Source organism: Phaeodactylibacter xiamenensis (assembly GCF_965229835.1).
In the GTDB taxonomy this organism is placed as follows: domain Bacteria; phylum Bacteroidota; class Bacteroidia; order Chitinophagales; family Saprospiraceae; genus Phaeodactylibacter; species Phaeodactylibacter xiamenensis.
The window spans coordinates 4,304,189-4,325,352 of sequence record NZ_OZ245931.1 but is presented as its reverse complement, the minus strand read 5'-3'; the positions used below and the strand labels follow the sequence as shown (position 1 = coordinate 4,325,352).

Here is a 21,164-nt window from a genome sequence, read left to right as displayed (position 1 = left end):
GGGAAATGGTAACCTAAACTATCCAGGCAACCCTCTGTTTCTTTTTTGGAAATTGAATACTAGCTGCTGAATGCCCTTTGGAGTGCATTCGGCTTTCAACCGTTACAGCAACTGTGGAGAACAACCTCGACCGCCTTCAGGAATTATACCGAAACGACAACCGTACACAACGTATCAATAAAGCCCTGGGTGGCGAAAAGCCCTGCCGGCTTCAGCTTAACGGGCTGGTGGGGGCACAGACTGCCTTCCTACTTACAGCGGTCTACCAAAACGACCCGCGTAACCATCTGCTGATCGCTAATGACAAAGAGGAGGCTGCTTATTTGCAAAACAGCCTTGATAACCTCCTGCAGGGAAAGGCTGTCCGCTTTTTCCCCGATTCCTTTAAGCGTCCTATGTATTTCGAGGAGCTCAATAACACCAACGTTCTGCAGCGCACCGAGACCATCAATAAAATTGTCAATTCGCCGGCAGGCGGAGAAATCGTTGTGACCTACCCGGAGGCCCTCTTCGAACAAGTGGTGGCTCCGGAAGTGCTCAATCAGCGCCGGATTGATATCAAAAAGGAGGAAGAACTGGATGTGGAATTCCTCATTGAAGTGCTGGTGGAGTACGGTTTTGCGCGGGAGGACTTCGTGTATGAGCCCGGGCAGTTTTCCATCCGGGGTGGCATCGTGGATATCTTCTCCTTTGGCAATGAATATCCCTACCGCATTGAGCTGTTTGATGAGGAAGTGGAGAGCATCCGGACCTTCAATCCGACCACACAGCTTTCGGTACAGAATATCGGGGCGGTGACCATCATCCCTAATATCAACACCCGCTTTTCCCAGGAGCAGAAGGTGAGTATGCTGCGGATTCTGCAGCCCAATACCGCCGTGTGGGTAAAGGACTTTCAGCTGCTGGTGGACCGGCTGACGCAGTGCTTCGACAAGGCGGAAGAGTTTGCCAAGGGCATCGCGCTGCTGGAAGAGGAGGAGCTCAAGGAGATCTTCCGCGACCGCGCCTTTATCCGGCCGTTCGAGATTGTGGAGGATGTGAAGGACTACCACATCCTGGGCATGGCTGCCTCCGCACAGCCTATTGAATTTGACGAGCAGGTGGTCTTTTCCACCCGCCCGCAGCCGAGTTTCAACAAAAACTTCAAGCTGCTCATCGAAAACCTGGATGAGAATACTAACGCCGGGCTTCAAAACTACCTCTTCGCCGAAAACCCTAAGCAGATTGAACGCTTCTACTCCATCTTCGAAGATCTGGAAGCCAAGGTGGACCTCCACCCTATCCCCAGGTCGATCAACGAAGGCTTTATCGATATGGATTTGAAGGTCGCCTGCTATACCGACCATCAGATCTTCCAGCGTTTCCACCGCTACCGCCTGCGCCGGGGCTTCACCCGCGATCAGGCGATCAACCTGCGGATGCTGCGGGAGTTGCAGCCGGGTGATTACGTCACCCACATCGACCATGGGGTGGGCAAATACTCCGGTCTGCAAAAGATCGACATCAACGGGCATGTGCAGGAGTCGGTCCGGTTGATTTACAAGAACAACGACATTCTCTATGTCAGTATTAACTCCCTGCACAAAATCTCCAAGTATGTGGGCAAGGAAGGGACAACCCCGAAAGTGGACAAGCTGGGGTCGGATGCCTGGAAGAACCTTAAGCGCCGCACCAAGAAGAAGGTCAAGGATATGGCCGGCGAGCTGATTAAGCTCTACGCCAAGCGCAAAGCCTCCGATGGAATTGCTTTCCCGAGCGATGGTTACCTGCAAAATGAGCTGGAAGCCTCCTTCATCTACGAAGATACGCCCGATCAGCTCAAGGCCACCAATGACATGAAGGAGGACATGATGAAAAGCTACCCCATGGACCGCCTCATATGCGGCGATGTGGGTTTCGGCAAGACCGAAGTGGCTATCCGCGGTGCCTTTAAGGCGGTGGTCGGCGGCAAGCAGGTGGCGGTGCTCGTTCCCACAACGATCCTCGCCCTGCAGCATTACCGGACCTTCAAAGAACGGCTGGAAGAATTTGGGGTGACGGTGGATTATGTCAACCGCTTCCGGACTACTAAAGAGAAGAATGCCATTTTCCAGCGGCTGAAAGACGGGGAGATTGATATTGTCATCGGTACCCACGCCATTCTGAATAAAAAGATTGGCTTCAAGGACCTTGGCCTGCTCATCATCGACGAGGAGCAGAAGTTTGGGGTGGCAGCTAAGGAAAAACTCCGCAATATCAAAGTCAATGTTGATACCCTCACACTGACCGCCACCCCCATACCGCGTACCCTGCAGTTTTCCCTGATGGCCGCCCGCGACCTGTCTATTATCCGTACCCCACCGCCCAACCGGCAGCCTATTCATACGGAGGTGCGGGTATTTAGCGAAGAGGTGGTCAAAGAGGCGATCTACTATGAGGTCAACCGGGGCGGGCAGGTCTTCTTTGTGCACAACCGGGTGAAGTCCCTGCCCGACATTACCGCCATGGTACGCCGCATGTGCCCGGACGTGGAAATCGCCAGCGCCCACGGGCAGATGGACCCCAAGGAGCTGGAAAAAACCTTGATCCACTTCATCGACGGGCGCTACGATGTGCTGGTTTGCACCAATATTATCGAGACCGGGCTGGACATCCCGAATGCCAACACCATGATCATCAACAACGCTCAGCAATTTGGCATGAGCGATCTCCACCAGTTGCGGGGCCGGGTGGGGCGCTCCAATCAGAAGGCCTTCTGTTATCTCTTCAGCCCGCCTATGTCCACCATCACAAGCGATGCCCGCAAGCGCCTCAAAACGCTGGAAGAGCACTCCGAACTGGGCAGCGGCTTTAACATCGCCATGCGCGACCTCGACATCCGGGGGGCGGGTAATTTGCTGGGCGGGGAGCAGAGTGGCTTCATTGCGGATATTGGGTACGAAACCTACCAGAAAATCCTTGAGGAAGCCATTCAGGAACTGAAGGAAAACGAGTTCAAGGAGCTGTTTAAGGAAGAGCTTGACAAGAACCGGCAGTACGTGCGGGAGGTTCAGATCGATACCGATGTGGAGATGCTTATCCCCGATGAGTACATCAGCAGCATACAGGAGCGCCTTAATCTTTACACGCAGCTAGACGGGCTGGAGACGGAGGAGGAACTGCAAAAATTTGAGGAAGCCATGAAAGACCGCTTCGGTGCCCTGCCCGAACCCGTGTACGAGCTCTTTGACGGGCTGCGCCTGCGGTGGGTCTGCCGCCGTCTGGGCTTCGAGCGCCTCATTCTCAAAAATAATAAGTTGCGCTGCTACTTTGTGGAAAACCCGCAATCGCTCTTTTATGAAAGTGCGCAGTTCCAGGCAACCCTGATGTTTGTGCAAAAGGAAGGGGCTAAACGCGGGCTCAGCTTCAAGAAAACCAACCGCCACTTTATGCTGATCAAGGATGGAGTGCGAAGCTTGCAGGATGCCCTGCGCGTGCTGCGCAAGGTGGATGAGAAGGTGGAGCAGGAGGCGTTGCCGGCTGCGGGATGAAGGGGAAAGTACAGCGCATAATTTAATCACCAAAGCCAGGCTCTTCCAGCGCCTGGTCAATCTTCTTGTAATCTGCTGGTTTTTGAAAGTATTCGTAAACCAGGCCGGTATCTAAAGCCTCCTGAATCTCCTCGGTAATGGCATAGCCTGACAACATAAAGTACTTTTTATTCGAAAACTGCTTTTTCGCTTCCCGGACGAACTCCAGCCCATTCATCCCGGGCATATTCATATCGGTGATGACCAATTCGATTTCCGGGTCTTTTCCAAGCACCAATAGTGCCTCTTCCCCATGCTTGGCAGTGATGACTTCGTACTTTTTTCCAAGGATTTTCCTGAGGATTAAAAGGTTGATCGTCTCGTCATCTACACATAAGATTTTCTTTTTACTCTGCATGCTTTCTTTCTTTAGGGAGGCTGATTTTTACTTTTGTTCCTGCGTCTGGTGTTGATTGCAGTGTAAGGCTTCCCTCATGTTCCTGAATGATAGAATGCGTGATCGACAACCCCAACCCTGTCCCTTCTCCCGGAGGTTTGGTCGTAAAGAATGGGTCCATTACCTTTTTGAGGTTTTCCCCTGATATTCCGCATCCGTTGTCGCTGATAATGATGTTTAGTCTGTCTTTCTGGGATTTCGTTTCAATTGTTATTTCACCCTTTTCTGAAATAGCGTCTACGGCATTAGCTAAGAGGTTAAGAATAGCTTGGTGGAGTTTTCCATTGTTGCCCGGTACTTCAGCCGGAGTATCCGTATATTCTTTTGTAATGATGATCCTGTCTTTGAATTTGTTTTGAAGCATCAAAAGACAGTCATCGATAATCAGATGGATGTCGCAAACTTCAGTGTTGTCTTCGTTGCTTCGGCTGAAAAGGTTTAAACTTTTTACGATTTTCGTGGCTCTGTCAGAGCCGGTTTTAATCCAGTCGAGGTATTCTTCGATTTCCGCTTTATCGAGCAACTCCTCTTCGTTGAGGTGATTGTGAATAGCGGTATAGCCTCCTACGATGTAATTTAAAGGGTTATTCAATTCATGCGCTACGCCGGCAGTCAGAATACCCAGAGATGCCATTTTTTCGGATTGAATAAGCTGGGCTTGAGCTTCTTTCAGTTGGTCTATTGCCCGCTCCCGCTCAACGGCAAGGTTCATTTCTCTGGTCACATCCCAGTTTGTTCCAAAAACGGCAACAGTGTTCCCCTTGTCATCCGTTTCAGCTTTACCCTTTCCACGGATATGCCGGATTTCGCCTGATTTTCGGTGGTTGATCCGAAATAGAATATCAAGATCTTTTTGCCCCGCAATAGTCTCTTGTAAGGCCCTAACGTTTCTTTCTTTATCCTCTGGGTGCAAGCTGGTTTCCCATGCTTCATAGGCACCGCTGAAATCCGCTTTGTCAATGCCATAAAGCTCGTACATAATGTCGTCCCATTCCAGTTTATTGGATTGTACGTCATAATGTCACACTCCGGATTTGGCGTGCTCAGCCGCCAGCCAGTAAAGCTCCAGCTCCCTGGACAGCTTTACGGCTTTTTGGGCGCGCTCTTCCACCAGCTTCTCCAGATTTTTATTGATCCGCTCCAGTTCCTTTTCGGCTTCCTTTTGTTTGGTGATATCCAAACCTATAGAATTCCAAACCACACTTCCATCAGTGTTTTTAACAGGCACACCTCTCACATCAACCCATTTTATTCTTCCGTCAGGAAACTGTAGCCGGTGCTCAAACTTCCAGGGCGTGAGTTCCTTTGCTGACTGCTCAATAGAAGGCTTGATTTTTTTTACATCCTCTTGGTGGACTATATCCCAAATCAACTGAATATCTCCCAGGGCTTTCTCCGGGGCTACTTCGTATAACTGATGGGCGCCTTTGCTCATGTAAAGCAGTTCATAGCTACCGTCAGTATTCAGTTTGTACTTGAAGATGACGCCAGCCAGGTTGTCCGCTATATTTTGAAACTCCTGCTGGCTTTCCCTTAGTGCGTTTTCCGCTTTCTTTTGCTCCGAAATATCAAACAGGACTCCTGTGTGAACAATATTCCCGTCTCTATCAGCTGACCCGGTGGATTGCCCTCTAATCCACACCGCCTCATCATTCTTGTCTAAAGCTCTGAATTCTTGGAACCAGTTGGCATTATCACGATTGGCTTCAAGAATAGCGCTCATGGTGCTATCGTAATCATCCGGGTGGATACGGGAAAAGAGAAACTCCGGGTCTTTCATTTTTTCGCTTCCAAACCCCAGTAACTCCTCTGCCCGTGAATTGATGTAGGGCATGGTGATCGCCCCATCATTGTGGAATACAAACTGGTAAATTATTCCCGGGACTGAATTGGCAACATCAAGGAGTTGCTGTTGGGCTTTCTTTCTGGCTTCTTCGTTTTTTCTGCTTTCGGTGATATCCTTAAAAACACCGGACAACCTTACACATTGGCCGTTGGCCATTTCAGGTTCGCCAACAGCCAGCACCCATTTCAGGTTGCCCTTTGCTGTGATTGAGCGAGCTTCAAAATTAAAAGGCCTGCCGTTTTCTACAGCGTCATTGACATACTGAGTCACCATTGCGCGGTCGTCGGGATGGTAAAAATTGATAGCGTCTTCGGTAGTAAGTTCATAGTCCTCTGGCAATTCATACAGGTCTTTGACGTTTTTAGTCTGAATGACGAGACCACCAATCATTTGCCATTCCCCCACTTTGGCGATTTCTCCGGTTCGTTCCAGCAGGTTCTTACTTTCTTCAAGCCTTTCTTTTGTTAATTTTTCATCGGTTATATCCCTTCCTATGCCAATCATGTACGCAGGCTCATCGTTATCAGAGAAGGTTACCTCACCAAAAACCTTAGCCCACCGGATCTCACCGGTATCCTTTTTGATAATCCGGTGTTCAATGTCATAAGGTTCTTTTTCGGCTAAAGCTCTGGCAAAGGCTTGATTGATCGCAGGCACGTCATCAGGATGAGCCATCTGCATCAATTCCGCCTTTCCAATACCAGACTTTTTAAATCCGTGGATATTCAGCCAATTCTCAGAAAAGGTCCATTCATCCTTTTTGATATCCCATTTCCAGGAGCCTTGACTAGACATGGTTTCTGCCTTGTTAAGGAGGTCTGCAGTCTCCTCGAGCTTCTTTTGCAATGCAATTTCTTCGGTGATATCTTTTCCGGTCGAAATGAAGTACTCGCCCATTGGAATGCTCGACATACTGAGGTACTGATGGGTGGGTGCAAAGTATTCCACCCACTTATGCGGTTTGCCGGTATTGAAAATTTGCCTGACGATAGGCATGAATTGTTCCGTTGTGCCTTTGCCAAAGATTTCATCTGCAGTTTTTCCTATTATCTTTTCTTTTTGCTTTCCCCAGGTAATGAGCGCTGCAGGATTTACATCAGCCAGTTCCCATGTTTTATGCTGCCTTCCTTTTCTCTTATTAGCTTCCACATGTGCACTTCATCGGCAAGATGATTGAACAGGTTTTGGTATAATTCCTCCAGCTGGCCTAATTTTGATTCTGCTGCGAACCGAAGGTCCTCAGACGCTCTCAGCTTGCTTTGCAGGGTTTTGAGGTTGCCATTAGTATCTTTTGTTTCCATCTGGTTTAATCATTACGATAGTATAATACTTTGTTCTGCGAAGGTCATGCGCAAAATAGCACAACATCCTGCTTTCGGAAAAAATATGCTCTATTCTTCCTGTACGCCAATACAAAGGGCAATGGCTAAAGAGCAAATCAATTTTTTTCATAATAAACAGGCCGCAATGGGCCCCTCGAAAAGTGACTGCTCTCGATCCCCTTTCCCATCAGGGTTTTCCGGGGAAGCAATCCGAGCATAATCAGAAAAGGGGGCTGTTATCTAAATCTACGGGTATGTAATCATGGACTGATTAACACTCGTTGTTAAGGTTGGCCATAATGAATGTAGGACAGGCAATATACTCCATTCTGGTGTTGAGGACAAACATTTGAGTAAGTAAAGCTATGCTATTTTAAGCACCACATTTCCTTTTTTCCTGCCTGAATCCACGTACTTATGGGCTTCCGGAACCTGCTTTACAGGATAGACTTTAGCAATAACAGGATCGCAAACTTTGCTTTCGAAAAGTTGGGACAAGAACTCCAGGTATTCTTTTCGCTCATCGGCAACATCAGCCCTTTCCACCGTAAAAAACACACCACCGGATTTTAGTTAGCTGTGGCTTACAAACCTTGTTACTGGTTTTTCCAACGGCATCCAGAATGATGCGCAATTTATATCCCTAATGTTGGCAAGTGCTTTACCTTATGATAGGTTAAGGCCGCCTTGATGCAATGTTTAAGCGCTTCGGTGGGTACCTCGTCATCTAAACGAAAGACGATTGCTCTGTTCCCCTCAAATTCAAAGGTATGCTCAAACCGCACCCTGAAAGTTTCCACCAATCTGCTGGTGCATTTAAAATACATCGCATATTGACCTGGGTTTTTGGATTTCCAGTCCACCCTTAACGTACTTCCGATTTTGGTCAGGTAACTGGGCTCGCCCCACTTCAGGGTTTCTTCGAGTTCTTCAATGCCATCGGTGGCTTTAGCGGTTTCAATAACTAAGTGCCGGAGGAATAGTATTTTATCCCGCACTGGGGCGGGATATTCATTGAAAACGAATTCAACCTTTGGATCTGTTTTAATCTTTAGTTCTTTAATCAAGGCGAATCTGGATATAATATAGGTGTACTTGCAGTAGGTCAACTCAGTAGTGCCTAAGATACTTAAACCCAGTATTTTTTAAGTCCAATGGCTCCTTTTTCGATCACATAGGTTGCAAAAGCATGGAGTTTTCACCAGTTGGCGCATCTACCCGGCAAGAACAAAAGTATTTTACGTTCAGTTAGATACACAAATAGAACGATATGGCTTGGTTAAAGCACACCTATGCAACGCAGCTGCCACCCAATTTGTATGCTGAACAAGCACCGGTGCCGGTCAGCAACCCTCAAATGGCTTTGTTTAATGAGGCTTTGGCCAGGGAGTTAGGCATAGCGGAACACTTAAAGGATGAGCAAAAGGCCCTGGCTTATCTTTCGGGCAATGAAAAGGTGCCCGGAAGCCAGCCCATCGCTCAGGCTTACGCCGGGCATCAGTTTGGGCATTTTACCCGCCTTGGTGATGGTCGTGCTATACTGCTGGGGGAGGTGGAAACCAAGCGGGGACTCTGTGACCTGCAACTCAAAGGCTCTGGTCAAACGCCTTATTCCAGGAGGGGAGACGGCAGGGCGACTTTCTACTCCATGCTGAGAGAATACCTGATCAGTGAAGCTATATACGCTCTTCATATCCCCACCACCAGAAGCCTGGCAGTGGTCAAAACAGCGGGCCCGGTCTACCGGGAGCAGCGTCACGAAGGGGGCATCCTGACCAGAGTGGCAGCAAGCCATATCCGTGTAGGCACTTTTGAGTATGCGCGGTTTCTTGGACAACCTGGAGACCTGGAGGCTCTGCTGAAATATACCATCCAACGCCATTACCCAGCCCTAAAAGACCATCCAAACCCCGCCCTGGCTTTGCTGGAGGCAGTAAGGCAAAAGCAAAAAGACCTGATCGTAAACTGGTTGCGCGTTGGTTTTATACATGGGGTCATGAATACCGACAACATGGCTATTTCCGGGGAAACCATTGATTATGGGCCCTGCGCATTTATGAATGCTTTCCATCCCAGGACGGTATTCAGCTCTATCGACACAGATGGTCGGTACGCCTTTGCCAACCAGCCCAATATTGCCTACTGGAACCTGGGTGTTTTAGCCAATGCACTACTTCCTTTGATTGATGAGGAAGAAGCAATAGCCAGTGCTAAGGCAGAAGAGGTATTGGATCGGTTCCCGGAAGACTTTACCGGGGCTTACTTTGAAATGATGGGCAATAAGCTGGGCATTGTGAATCAGGTGGAGGAAGATCGGGATTTAGTCAATTCTGGTTTGAAACTGCTGGCGAAATGGCGGGTGGACTACACCAACTTCTTTACTGAACTGAGGCGTGGGGGGGATTTGATCAATAAGCTGAGGGAGGAAGAGGCTTTCGAAAATTGGTATTCAAGATGGGAAAAAGCGCGGTTGAGAGGTACATCTTTGACTGAAAGCAATGCACTGATGGCGCAAACCAACCCAGTGGCTATTCCGCGGAACCACTTGGTGGAAGAAGTGCTACAGTCCGCTGTTGCGGGAGATATGCAGCCTTTCCATTCGTTCCTGCAGGAACTGTCTTCACCTTATGATGACGGATTGTCCCTGCAAACGGTCCCTGCTGACTTTGATGCCAGCTATCAGACCTTTTGCGGAACCTAATAAGCTCAGTACGAAATCAATTTGGCCTTCCGGATGGAGTCTTTCTGAGCCGGTGTCCAATTGTAGCTGCCTTCATACAATCCATCTGTTTCCCAGTCGCCGTACATAGGGTTGGGCAAGACGATGAATTCCGTGCCGAACTTGTCCTTGAGGTTTTCAACTATTTCGTTTCTTTCGTTGGTGGACTTATCATCAAATACCTCTGCGAAATCTGAGAGGTTGTCACCAAGCAGCATGATTACCTTGTTTTCTTTTGAAACGGCTTGCCTTCTCTCTTCTTTTCCACTAGTTTTTTCCCTTAGCAGAAAATGCTGCTCGTCAATAAAAGGGAAGCCCAGCTTCTCAAGGTTGGCTTTAGTCTCTTTGTCCTGAACAGCATACCGGTTGGAAATATAAAACACCTGAACACCCTTTGACTCAGCGTATTTCAGGAATTCCAGGGCGCCAGGCACAGCTGTTGCCTGCTCCAAAAGCCCCCATTTGATCCAGCCTTCTTTTGAGTATTCTTCATCCGTTTCTATCATTTTGGCATTGTAGGGGCTGTTATTGATGAGCGTTTCATCAATATCAGTAATAATCGCCAGTGGTTTCCCTTCCCGGTTATTGCGGAGCAGGATTTCATCAAGTTGGAATTTGGCTAAATTGAAGGCCTGATGGCACAGCGCTTTGTATTCTCCGGAATGCTGTTGCCATAAAACGGCCTGTACGGAGTGTTCCCTGACGGGGATGTTAGCTTCAGAACGGTAGGGATCAGCATTCGTTTTGAGGGCCTGGCATCCACTAAACAGGACAAACAAAAGCATTAGGTAATAATATTTCGACTGCATATTCCGTCAAATTTTATGAGAGTCAAAAATAATAATCCATTCCAACTGTAGCGCCTGGGCTTCGGTCTTTTTCCATTCCCGGAAGGTGGCTTTTCTAAGCTTCAATATGTCAGTTTTTGCTTATTGGTAGTAACCTGCCTTGCCTTCATATCCCTGCGGCTTACCATAAAAGTAAACGATGTCGATGTAGGTGCTCATTGACATTCCTCCAGGGTTTAATCCGGGTTGTCCTTCCGGAACAGGAACATTTAACTCCTGGAAGTAATCCTCCCAAATGGGGAAAATGCTATCGGTTTCCGGGTCCACATAGGTCATTGCTTGCAGCTGAAATATGGGCCGGTCATTGTTGGCATATTTGAAGGCATTGTAAATTAACTCTGAGCAGTAGTACTTATCGTTGGAAATATCAAATACCTCGTCGTAGGCAGCCCCTAGTCTTTTCCTGGCAAAATCAATGGCTTTGGGAATCAGGTGTTCGTATTTCTTTTTCATCCTCCCTACGGCCACTTTACTGTTGTTTTCCTCATCGAACGAGCGCATAAAGAAACTATCAAGGGGTGTTTCGACTACTCCGGCGGTGATGGCCTCTAAAACCACAAATTCACCTTTTCCCTTTGGGGCGACCATGCCCACATGCGAAAACTTTGAGCCCTGAATACCGAATGTGACTTTTTCTATGGATTCACAAAATGGGCCACAATCACTATCCTGAAATAAGATATCCCCGGCCTTTAGCTTAAATACCGTGTAGTCGAATGGCGTTGCTTTGCCATTGGGTTCAGCAGGTGGGGCTTTCTTTTCGGGTTCACATGAAAAACTAAGCAGCAATAGCAAACAACAGAAAAGTGCTCTGTTCATAAGTTTTATCAGTTGTCAATACTCAAATTACCTTGTTCGCTTTCAGCCGTTATGGTAGTTGGCATTTATCAATTGATTGTGGCTTCCTCGTCATTTTGAAGTTCCCTGTGGCGGCTTTTCAATGGGTCCTTTCTGCCCGTTTTGGAAGCGATGTTCCTCTTTTGTTGAAGGCGGGCAATACTGCCAGCTTTTTATTTAGTGGCATCTACTTCCTTCCCATCATCCGGTTCCACAATTTACTAAACGCCTGATCCATATCCCGGGGCTGCTCCCGTCCCTGACGGGCATGCCATTCTCCGTCTTCGTCCTGCTCCAGAATGAAGTGGAAGACAAAGTCGGAAGGCTTCTCAAACGACTGATTAAGGGAGCCAAAGCGGAGGTCGTTGTACTGCAGTGCGGTATCGCCCCGCTCGAATACGCAGTAGTAGCCATCGGAAAACCACTGCAGCACCTCAAGGTCACGGGACCCTTCGGCAGGACGGAGCAGCTCATGCTGTTTGGGAATAACAGTAAAGCCTTTAAACACGGCCTCCTCATCCAGGATAGAGTACAGGCTGTGGTAATAAGCGGTGTCTCCCTCCGCAATCCCCTGCCAGAGCAGGTTGTTTAGGATGGTCGGGGACGTCATATAGCGCTCGTAGGGAATGTCTTCCCGTTGGAGAGAAGCTTCGAAGGTCCGGTTGATGTGCCATTTGTTGGCAAAGGTGAAGGCCAGATACAAGCTGCTCACTACGAGTCCGGCTATATTGAGGCGGGTGCGCAGCGCCTGACGTTTTCTGCCCGCAATAAATGCAGTGAGCAACAAGAGCAGGAAAGGTAAGGTATAGGCGGGGTCCGCTACCGAAATATTATTGAAAGCCACCCTGTAATCCCAAAAGGGCCGAAAAAGCTGCGTACCGTAGGTGGTACAGGCATCCAGTAGCGGGTGAGTGAAAATCGCCCAGAAGAACAACCAGCTCCAGTCGCGCCAGGTAGCTGCCCAGGGGTGGTCTGTGGTTCCCCGGATGGCCTGTACGCCCCAGCTGGCCAGCGGAAAAAACAGGATTGCTGCCGTGATGGCACCGGCCACTTTCAGAATTTCGAGCGGTGGGGCAGGCATCGTCACAGACCCCAGTGCAATCATGAGAAAAATAAGGGCGGTAGACAGCCCAAGTGCCTGCCCGATCCGCTGCCTTTTATAGATATGGTGCACCAGCCCCCCCAAAATAATAGGCGCCAGGGCGGCGAAGGCAAAGGAATGCGTGATCGCCCGGTGGAAAGCCAGCGCGCTGATCTCATCTGTGACCATATTGGCGAAGACATCAAGATCAGGGACGGTACCCCCAATTGCGCCCCAGAGCATAGCCCGGTTGCCGACTTTTTTGCCGAGCACCACCTCGCCTACGGCAGCGCCCAGCGTGATTTGTGTAAGTGAATCCATATCAGCAAACAGGAGCTGCGGCGCAGCTCCTGTGTCGTATTTTTTGGTTATGCCTTACAAACACCCTGGTAGGACGTTAGTTGTTAAAACCACCTAAAGCCAAGAGTAAATACGATTTGCCCAAGGTTGGCTTGCTGTTCTACCAGTTGCTCGGGGGCATCAAAAGTGAGGTAAGGTGCGTAGAGGGCTTCATTCATTTGCCGGCGGTAGGCCATATCCAGGAAGAAGGTCTTTTTGTGCAGCCCGAGGCCTGCGCTGATGATGCTGTTGGTGGTATCGTCGCCCTGCAACGGTGATTGCTGCAAAGTGTAACCGGCGCGCACCCGGAATTGGTCATAGGCATACTCACCGCCCAGGCGGAGGTTCCAGGCGCTTGTCAGCTCTTCAGCAATTGCAGCATTGACTTCCCTTTCAGCATCGCCAAAGCCATCATAGCGAAACTGGTTTTCGCCATAGTTCAGGTATTCAATCTCAGCAGAAATAAATCCGCCCCGTGGCACTCTTACCATCAGCTCCCGGTTACCATTGGCAGGCTTAAGGCTGCCATTATTGATGATAAACCCGGCACTGCCTATAAAGCGCCAGGGCGTCTGCAGGCGGTATTCGAAGCTGCCATCCGGCGACTGTGAAGTGAAATTAAAGTCGCCTTCCTGATCCGTATAGTTGTACCCCATACTTGCCGTGTATACATCATCCAGCCGCATAAAGGTGGGCGAATGTACAGCCATACCCAGGCGCAGCATTTGGTTGGCCCGGTAAATGGCGCCCAGTTTCAGGTTGATACCGGTACCACTTGTGGACAGGTTTTCATTATACGTCAGCGCGTTGAAAAATGGAATATTGCCATCCGCTTCCATCCCCCGGTCTTCCTCCCGGTATTCCTTATCGACTTCGTAGCGGATGATGGGCACACCAATTGTACCACCGATCATGAGCCGATCTTTGTAGTTGCCGGCAAAAGACAAGACAAACTCGTTGATGGCTCCACTCGTAAAGACATCCTGCCGCTTGAAGACGTTGGCATTGGGGGTGTTATCAAAATCAGAGGAGTAGAAATCATCACCACCAATTTGATACAGTGCCCCTACATCAAAAGCCAGTCCGGACTCAAAATCAGAAAACCCTGCTTCACTGTTAGCCTGCTCCTGGAACCGGTTGACGATAGAGCCGGGCGAGGAGCCTTCAAAGTAGAAGTCCTGATGGAAATTAGCCAGCCGGTTCACGCCAATGGCGAAGTTAGTTGCCCGCCAGTCGCGGTTAGTATTGGCATTAGCGAATACCACGCCGAAGGTATTCAGATTGAAATTAGCGCGGTTCTCTTCAATGCCTGTGCTGTTGTCATCATTGAGCAGCCTGGAAGTGGTGCTGGAATTGAAGACGCCCGGAGAAATAACAAATTCTGAGCCCCGGTACCAGCCTAGTCCGGCAGGGTTGGTGCTCATGACGGAAAAATCAGAGCCCATAGCGCCCATTGCACTGCCGGCTCCGATGGAGCGGGCGGTGCCGCCTACCTGAAAATTGGAAAGGCGCAGCGCGTCCGAAAAGTTTTGTGCCCACATCGTTCCGCTAAAGCAGAAGAGAAGGGCTGCAAAAGCGATCGTATACTTCATTAGGATAGTTTTTATTGGTCAACAAGTAGAGAGGGACGTAAGTGCGGTGCATAAGAAAAGGGGTGGGACCAGTTCATCGGTATGCTCCACCCCTTCTCTCGCTCGTCAAACGAAGTCAATATTGGTCAGACTAGTTTCCCCGGCTCCGGCTTGGGCTGGAAGACCGGCTGCTGCTGCCGCTGCTTCGGCTGCTGCTACTGCTTCGGCTTGGAGAGGAGTAGCTTCTGCTGCTGCTGCTCCGGCTTGGCGAAGAGTAACTCCGGCTACTGCTTCTGCTTGGCGAAGAATAGCTTCTGCTCGGAGAGCTGCTGTTACTGCGGGGCGTGTAGGAGCGTGAGCTCCGGTTGTTGCTTGGCGAGTAACTGCGGCTGCTGCGCGAGCTGGAATTGCTGCGCGGCGTATAGCTCCGTGAGGAATTGCTGCGGTCGGAGCGTGGCGTATAAGTACGGTTGCTCCCACTGCTGCTATTGCCCCGGTCGTAACTTCGGCTACTACGTGGTGTGGAATAGGTCCGCGAGTTGCGGCTATTGCCCGAGCCACGGTCGTAGGTGCGTGGCGTACTGCCACTGCGGTCATAAGTACCACTGCTGCGCGGTGCGTTATAGTCGCGAGGCGTTGCCGTACGGGTTCGGGTGGAAGTCCGTGGTGCATTGCTACGGCTGGTTACGGCTCTCGAACGCTCCGGCGTCACGGTAGTCGTAGGTGACCGGTCATAGGTGCGCGGACGCTCGTAGGTACGGCTGACCTGCGCTGCATTAGGATTCTGATCGCTCCGGCGGTTGGGAGTTGTTTCCGCAGTGCGGGGAGATGCTCCTGCCCGGTTTACCGTTACATCTTTCGGTGTTGCGGTAGTCGGCGTACGGCCATCCTGCTGCAATCCGATGTCCCGGCGGGCCTGGCTTGGCCGGTTCACAGAACCATTGGTACGCGGACCATAGTAGGTACCCCTGCCATCGTTGTTATTATTATTGATGGTCACATTATTTACTGTATTGTAGGCGAAGCCGTTGCCCCAGGTTGGTGGGCAGTAGACACCGCCGCCCCATGCCCATGGGTTGTTCCAGCTGTTGAAGCCCCAGTCATTCCAACCCCATGGAGAATTCCAGCGGTTGAAGCCCCAGGGGGAATTCCAGGCATTAAAGCCCCACGGGCTGCTCCAGCCCCAGGTGTTGCCGAAACCAATACCAACATTGATGTTGATACCAGGGCCCCAGTTATTCCATCTGTTCCATCTGTTCCAGCGATTCCACCTGTTCCAACGCCAGGGCGAATCATAGATCAGTAACGTAGTGGCTGGATTAAAGAAAGGATCAAAATAGGCGTAGTCTACGTAGACCGGATCAAAGAATCCAAACCCTTGATAGGACCGGTGGAAGCGACGAATCCGGGAGGTGTATTCATAATCATAATACTCATCGTCGTAGTATTCGTCGTTATTCCGGTCGGAGGTGGAGGCATTACCATCATTAAAGCTGTTGCCATAATCATAGTAAGCGCCGTCCGTATCCGGATTGTAGTAAAGATCGTCGTACTGCGCGCCTATATCGCCCATACCCCAGACCAGGAACAGGGCGATCAACAAAGGCGATATCTTATAGCTTTTCATAAAAATTGTTTTTAATGTAATTACCGTTGCGCTCTTATTTCTTACAACACGTAATTTATTACTTTTGTGCCTAATTTTTAGTTAAAGCCCCTTTAAAACCGCGTTTGCACCTTGTTAAATAAAGGCTAATCGCGAATTAACAACTGTTAAAACGGGCTTTTGCGGAACAAAAGTACGGTATACAAACGGTTAAATCCTGTTAAAACAGCGGATAATAAGACAATTTTATGGCTAAAGCAATTACTCAGCGAAAAGACAACTACTCTCAGTGGTACCTCGATATTGTGAAGCGGGCAGGCCTGGCTGACCACTCTAAAGTGAAAGGCTGCATGGTGATTAAGCCCACCGGCTTCGCAATTTGGGAAAATATGAGGGACGAGCTCGACCGGATGTTCAAGGAGACCGGACATGTGAATGCCTATTTTCCGCTGTTTATCCCCAAAAGTTTCCTCAGCCGCGAGGCGCAGCACGTTGAGGGTTTTGCGAAGGAGTGTGCGGTAATTACCCACCATCGCCTGATGAATGACCCTAATGGCAACGGTGTGGTGGTCGATCCGGATGCGAAGCTGGAAGAAGAGCTCATTGTGCGCCCCACCTCCGAGACTATCATCTGGGATACCTACAAGGACTGGATCAACTCCTACCGCGACCTGCCTCTGCTGATCAATCAGTGGGCCAACGTAGTGCGCTGGGAAATGCGGACCCGCCTGTTCCTGCGCACCACAGAGTTCCTGTGGCAGGAAGGGCACACCGCTCACGCCACCCGCGAAGAAGCGATGGAAGAGGCCTTGCAAATGCAGCGGGTTTACGCCGAATTTGCGGAAGAATATATGGCCATGCCAGTTGTCAAGGGCATTAAGACCGCCAATGAACGCTTTGCCGGAGCGGATGAGACCTTCACCATTGAGGCACTTATGCAGGACGGCAAGGCGTTGCAGGCAGGTACCTCCCACTTCCTGGGGCAGAACTTTGCCAAAGCTTTTGATGTGAAGTTCCTCAATAAGGAGAATCAGCAGGAGTACGTTTGGGCGACTTCATGGGGCGTTTCCACTCGTCTGCTCGGTGGCCTGATCATGACCCACTCCGACGACGATGGGCTGGTAATACCGCCGAAACTTGCACCTACGCAGGTGGTCATTGTCCCTATTCCAAAGCCCGGTCCGGAAATCGGCGAGGCGGCAGAAAAAGTAATGAAAGCGCTGCGCGGCCGCGGCATTCGCGTCAAGTTTGACGATGACGAAAAGAACCGTCCAGGCTTTAAGTTTGCTGAGCATGAGATGAAGGGCATCCCAGTCCGCATCGGCATCGGTAAGCGCGACCTGGAAAAAGGCCAGGTGGAAATCGCCCGCCGCGATACCAAAGAGAAGACCTTCGTGCCTATTGACGAGGCAGCGGCATATATCGAGAATCTGCTGGCCGAAATTCAGAACAACCTTTTCGAACGGGCGAAACAGTTCCGCGACGACAATATCACGAAGGTGGACAACTTCGATGATTTTAAGGAAGCGGTTTCCGGCAATGGCAACGCTGAAATCGAATCCTGGGGCGGCGGCTTTGTCTCTGCTCACTGGGACGGCACTACCGAAACAGAGCTAAAGATCAAGGAGCTGACCAAAGCTACGATCCGCTGCATCCCACTCGATAATGAAAAAGAAGAAGGGCAGTGTGTCCTCACCGGTAAGCCTTCCGGGCAGCGGGTACTGTTTGCCAAGGCATACTAAAAAAACGTTTTATCCATCAAACAGGGCGCTTTTCCAATGAGTGGGGAGGTGCCCTGTTTTCATTTATTTGCCATCCATTTTTTTCTTCTTATTTTTCGAGAAGTCCTTAATACTCAGCGCAGCATTGGCTAATACATTCAAAATTGCTCAATGGTGCCTTTCAAGCCATACTCATGCCCGGTTCACTCCATAATTTCCTTTCCCTTCGTCCGACTGCACTAGTCCTCCTTTTGGGCATTGCCCTGAGCGCTTGCAGCCCCGGCCCACAACCCGTAGTCACCGTCAGCAAAGGCAGCCGCATCGCCATCATTGGCGGTAATATTTGTGCCCGTATGCTGCACTACGGGCACCTTGAGGCGGCTTTCCACCTGCGGCACCCTGATAGCCTTTTGTTTATACGGAACCTCTGCGACGGCGGTGATATGCCGGGGTTCCGTCCTCATCCGGCACGCAATACGCCCTGGGCTTTTCCGGGGGCTGAAGCTTACTACGAAGAGTTGGCCAACCCATCCCACAGCGAGGGGCACTTCCCCTACCCTGATGAATGGCTCGATACCCTCAATGCTGACATCATCCTGGCATTCTGGGGGCATAACGCGGCACAGTTTGGTCCGGGCCGGTTGCCCACTTTCAAAGCGGAGCTCCGGGCCTTTATCCGGCATACGCTTGGGCAGGTTTATAATAATAGCCACCCGCCCCAACTAGTCATGGTGACGCCCACCGCTATTCAGGACCTTTCCGCTACTGCTGATTTGCCGAAAGGCCACCGCCAAAATGCCATGCTGTCGCTGTATGCTAATGCTATTCAGGAGGTCGCAGTGGCAGAAGGCGTACCGGTCGTCGACCTTTTTGAGCCTTCCAAAGCATGGTATGCCGAAGGGCAGCCCCTGACCATCGACGGGCTGCAACTAAATGATGCAGGCAATCAGCGCGTAGCCAGCTACCTGACCGATCAGCTCTTTGGCAAAAGCCCGGAAATCAGCGTCGAGCCCGACATCCTCCGGAAAGCCGTGCAGGACAAAAACTGGTTTTGGGCTAACGACTACAAAATTCCCAACAGCGTGCATGTGTACGGCCGCCGCTACGAACCCTACGGCCCGGACAATTACCCGGCAGAAATCCGGAAAATCCGCGCCATGACGGCAGTGAGAGATACGGCTATCTGGAAGCTGTTACAGGGCGAGCCCTATGAACTGAAAACCGCAGATGCCCGTACGCCCTCCCTTCCTCCGGTAGAGACCAATTTTAAACCAGCCGATGGGCTAATGCCTTACCAATATGGCGCTGATGCAGAGGCTACGCTGACGGCAGCCCCTGGCTACGAAGTAGAGCTGTTTGCCTCTGAAAAGGAATTCGAAGACCTCGCTAATCCCGTACAACTGTCTTTCGATAACAAAGGCCGGCTTTGGGTGGCCGTGATGCCTTCCTACCCGCATTACAAGCCCGGCGACAAGCGCCCCAACGACAAAATCATCATCCTGGAAGATACGGACGGGGATGGGAAAGCCGACCGGCAGACCATCTTTGCGGATGGGCTGCACCTGCCCATAGGGTTTGAAATCGCCCCGGAAGGGGTGTACGTTTCTCAAGGCAGCAGCCTGGTACTGCTGACGGACACGGATGGGGATGACCGGGCAGATCGGAGGGAAATTTTGCTTAGCGGTTTTGACGACCACGATACGCATCACGCCATTAGCGCATTTTGTGCGGACCCCTCCGGCGCCATTTTCATGGGGGAGGGCACGTTTTTGCACACCAACGTAGAAACAGTGTACGGCACTGTCCGTGGCACTAACGGCGGCTTTTACCGGTACAATCCCGCCCGGCATCGCCTGGAGCGCACCGCGCAATTGGCCATTCCCAACCCATGGGGTATCGCTTTTGATACCTGGGGACAGCCCTTCTTTGCCGAAACCTCCGGGCCGGACGTGCGGTGGATGTCACCAGGCACTATTGCACCGGTATATGGAAAAGCCAGCCCCAAGGCCGCTAATATCATTGAGGCGGCTCACCGGGTGCGCCCCACCTCGGGCCTGGAATTTGTATCGAGCCGCCATTTTCCAGATGAGGTACAGGGCGATTTGCTCATCAACAATACTATTGGTTTTTTGGGCACCAAGCAGCACCAAATGCTGGAAGCCGGGACCGGGTACAGCAGCCGCCACCGGCAAGACCTGTTGCAGTCTTCTGATCCTCACTTTCGGCCTGTCGATATGGAATTTGCGCCCGATGGCTCCCTATATCTTGCGGACTGGCACAACCGCCTTATCGGCCACATGCAGCATAATGCCCGCGACCCCCTGCGCGACCATGCCCACGGACGTATCTACCGGGTGACTTGCCCGGGCCGCCCCTTCGTCAGCCCCGCCGAAATCGCCGGAGCAGCTGTACCCACCTTATTGGAGAACCTTAAGCTGCCGGAGTACCGCACTCGTTATCGGACCCGCCGAGAACTAAGAGGCAGAAACCCTGCAAATGTCCTGCCCGCCCTGCGCAGGTGGGCAGCAAATTTGGACACATTGGATGCCGGGTACGAACGACATCTACTCGAAGCGCTTTGGGTCAGTTGGGGGCTCAATCAGGTAGAAGAACCTCTGCTGCGGCAGTTGCTCAAGGCCAAAGATGACCGGGTGCGGGCAGCAGCGGTGCGCGTTTTGCGTTATACCGGGCATCAGGTAGCCGATCAGGCAGACTTGCTGTTAGCATGTGCCGGTGACCCAAATGGGCGGGTGCGCCTGGAGGCTGTCGTAGCCGCTTCATGGCTGGAGCCTGCCGTTGCCCGGTCTGTGCTGGAACGTGCCGAACAGGAAGCCGTGGATGAGTGGATGGAACCGGTATATGCCATCTTGCGCGAACGCCTCTACACCGATAGGCCCGTTGCATCAGCGGGCCTTGAAGCTACCCTTAGCCCCGGGCAACAGGTGTACGAACGCGAAGGCTCCTGCATTACCTGCCATCAGCCGGATGGTAAAGGGCTTACCGCTTCCGGATTCCCGCCCCTGGCCGGATCAGAATGGGTAACAGGCAGCAAGGAGCGCCTGATCAAGCTAACGCTGAAAGGGCTGCACGGCCCCATTGAGGTCAATGGGCAAACCTATCCCGGGCAGGTGCCTATGACCGCTTTTGAGGGCTTATTGAGCGACAAGGAAATCGCAGATGTGTTATCTTACGTACGCAATGCCTTTGGCAACAGCGCTACGCCCATAGCTCAGGCAGAGGTTAAAAGGGTACGTGCTGTGGTTGCTGAAAAGAAAGGCTTTTACCGCCCGGCAGAGCTGCTGGGCCAACACCCAAAATAGAAACAAACC

The 21,164-nt window shown here is 51.0% G+C and carries 15 protein-coding genes; 4 read left to right on the top strand and 11 right to left on the bottom strand.

What is annotated here, in order from left to right; all coding sequences use genetic code 11:
* Window positions 1–113 precede the first annotated feature (113 nt).
* Complete coding sequence (mfd, locus tag ACO08I_RS16470) at window positions 114–3,509, top strand: transcription-repair coupling factor (RefSeq protein ID WP_282784138.1); 3,396 nt, start codon at window positions 114–116, stop codon at window positions 3,507–3,509.
* 22 nt (window positions 3,510–3,531) lie between these two features.
* On the opposite strand, the gene ACO08I_RS16465 is transcribed toward mfd, so the two are convergent.
* From ACO08I_RS16465 to ACO08I_RS16440, 6 genes are all read right to left on the bottom strand, one after another.
* On the bottom strand, window positions 3,532–3,906 hold the full coding sequence (locus tag ACO08I_RS16465) for a response regulator (protein ID WP_044218317.1): 375 nt from the start codon (window positions 3,904–3,906) through the stop codon (window positions 3,532–3,534).
* On the bottom strand, window positions 3,896–4,942 hold the full coding sequence (locus ACO08I_RS16460; RefSeq protein ID WP_421949723.1) for a sensor histidine kinase: 1,047 nt from the start codon (window positions 4,940–4,942) through the stop codon (window positions 3,896–3,898). The genes ACO08I_RS16465 and ACO08I_RS16460 overlap by 11 nt, the downstream gene beginning before the upstream one ends.
* 24 nt (window positions 4,943–4,966) lie before the next feature.
* On the bottom strand, window positions 4,967–6,787 hold the full coding sequence (locus ACO08I_RS16455) for a PAS domain-containing protein (RefSeq protein WP_421946511.1): 1,821 nt from the start codon (window positions 6,785–6,787) through the stop codon (window positions 4,967–4,969).
* Between the two features lie 95 nt (window positions 6,788–6,882).
* Window positions 6,883–7,092, bottom strand: coding sequence for a hypothetical protein (locus tag ACO08I_RS16450; RefSeq protein ID WP_421946510.1), 210 nt, complete (start codon window positions 7,090–7,092; stop codon window positions 6,883–6,885).
* A 384-nt stretch (window positions 7,093–7,476) separates the two neighbouring features.
* Entirely contained in the window at window positions 7,477–7,659 is a 183-nt protein-coding gene (locus ACO08I_RS16445) for a zinc-binding dehydrogenase (protein WP_421949722.1), read from the bottom strand.
* Window positions 7,660–7,748: 89 nt separating this feature from the next.
* Complete coding sequence (locus tag ACO08I_RS16440; RefSeq protein WP_044218732.1) at window positions 7,749–8,177, bottom strand: DUF1801 domain-containing protein; 429 nt, start codon at window positions 8,175–8,177, stop codon at window positions 7,749–7,751.
* A 206-nt stretch (window positions 8,178–8,383) separates the two neighbouring features.
* Here ACO08I_RS16440 and ACO08I_RS16435 point away from each other — a divergent pair, with 206 nt between their 5' ends.
* The gene (locus ACO08I_RS16435; RefSeq protein WP_044218313.1) at window positions 8,384–9,814 is read left to right on the top strand and encodes a protein adenylyltransferase SelO; all 1,431 of its coding nucleotides are present in this window, start codon (window positions 8,384–8,386) and stop codon (window positions 9,812–9,814) included.
* Between the two features lie 5 nt (window positions 9,815–9,819).
* Here ACO08I_RS16435 and ACO08I_RS16430 read toward each other — a convergent pair whose 3' ends face one another.
* The 5 genes from ACO08I_RS16430 to ACO08I_RS16410 form a co-directional block, all read right to left on the bottom strand.
* Window positions 9,820–10,641 carry a 5'-nucleotidase, lipoprotein e(P4) family gene (locus tag ACO08I_RS16430; protein WP_044218312.1) on the bottom strand — a complete coding sequence of 274 codons (822 nt, stop codon included), beginning with the start codon at window positions 10,639–10,641 and terminating at the stop codon, window positions 9,820–9,822.
* 120 nt (window positions 10,642–10,761) lie between these two features.
* Window positions 10,762–11,499 (bottom strand): YiiX/YebB-like N1pC/P60 family cysteine hydrolase, encoded by a 738-nt coding sequence (locus ACO08I_RS16425; RefSeq protein WP_282784145.1) that lies wholly within the window; start codon window positions 11,497–11,499, stop codon window positions 10,762–10,764.
* Between the two features lie 205 nt (window positions 11,500–11,704).
* Window positions 11,705–12,919 (bottom strand): metal-dependent hydrolase, encoded by a 1,215-nt coding sequence (locus tag ACO08I_RS16420; RefSeq protein WP_044218308.1) that lies wholly within the window; start codon window positions 12,917–12,919, stop codon window positions 11,705–11,707.
* 83 nt (window positions 12,920–13,002) lie between these two features.
* Complete coding sequence (locus tag ACO08I_RS16415) at window positions 13,003–14,529, bottom strand: OmpP1/FadL family transporter (RefSeq protein ID WP_044218305.1); 1,527 nt, start codon at window positions 14,527–14,529, stop codon at window positions 13,003–13,005.
* A 130-nt stretch (window positions 14,530–14,659) separates the two neighbouring features.
* The gene (locus ACO08I_RS16410; protein ID WP_421946509.1) at window positions 14,660–16,135 is read right to left on the bottom strand and encodes a hypothetical protein; all 1,476 of its coding nucleotides are present in this window, start codon (window positions 16,133–16,135) and stop codon (window positions 14,660–14,662) included.
* A 227-nt stretch (window positions 16,136–16,362) separates the two neighbouring features.
* Between ACO08I_RS16410 and proS the strand changes: the two genes are divergently transcribed.
* Window positions 16,363–17,856, top strand: coding sequence for a proline--tRNA ligase (proS, locus tag ACO08I_RS16405; protein WP_044218301.1), 1,494 nt, complete (start codon window positions 16,363–16,365; stop codon window positions 17,854–17,856).
* 173 nt (window positions 17,857–18,029) lie between these two features.
* Window positions 18,030–21,155, top strand: a complete 3,126-nt coding sequence (locus ACO08I_RS16400; RefSeq protein WP_421946508.1) for a PVC-type heme-binding CxxCH protein — start codon at window positions 18,030–18,032, stop codon at window positions 21,153–21,155.
* The last annotated feature ends 9 nt before the right edge of the window (window positions 21,156–21,164 follow it).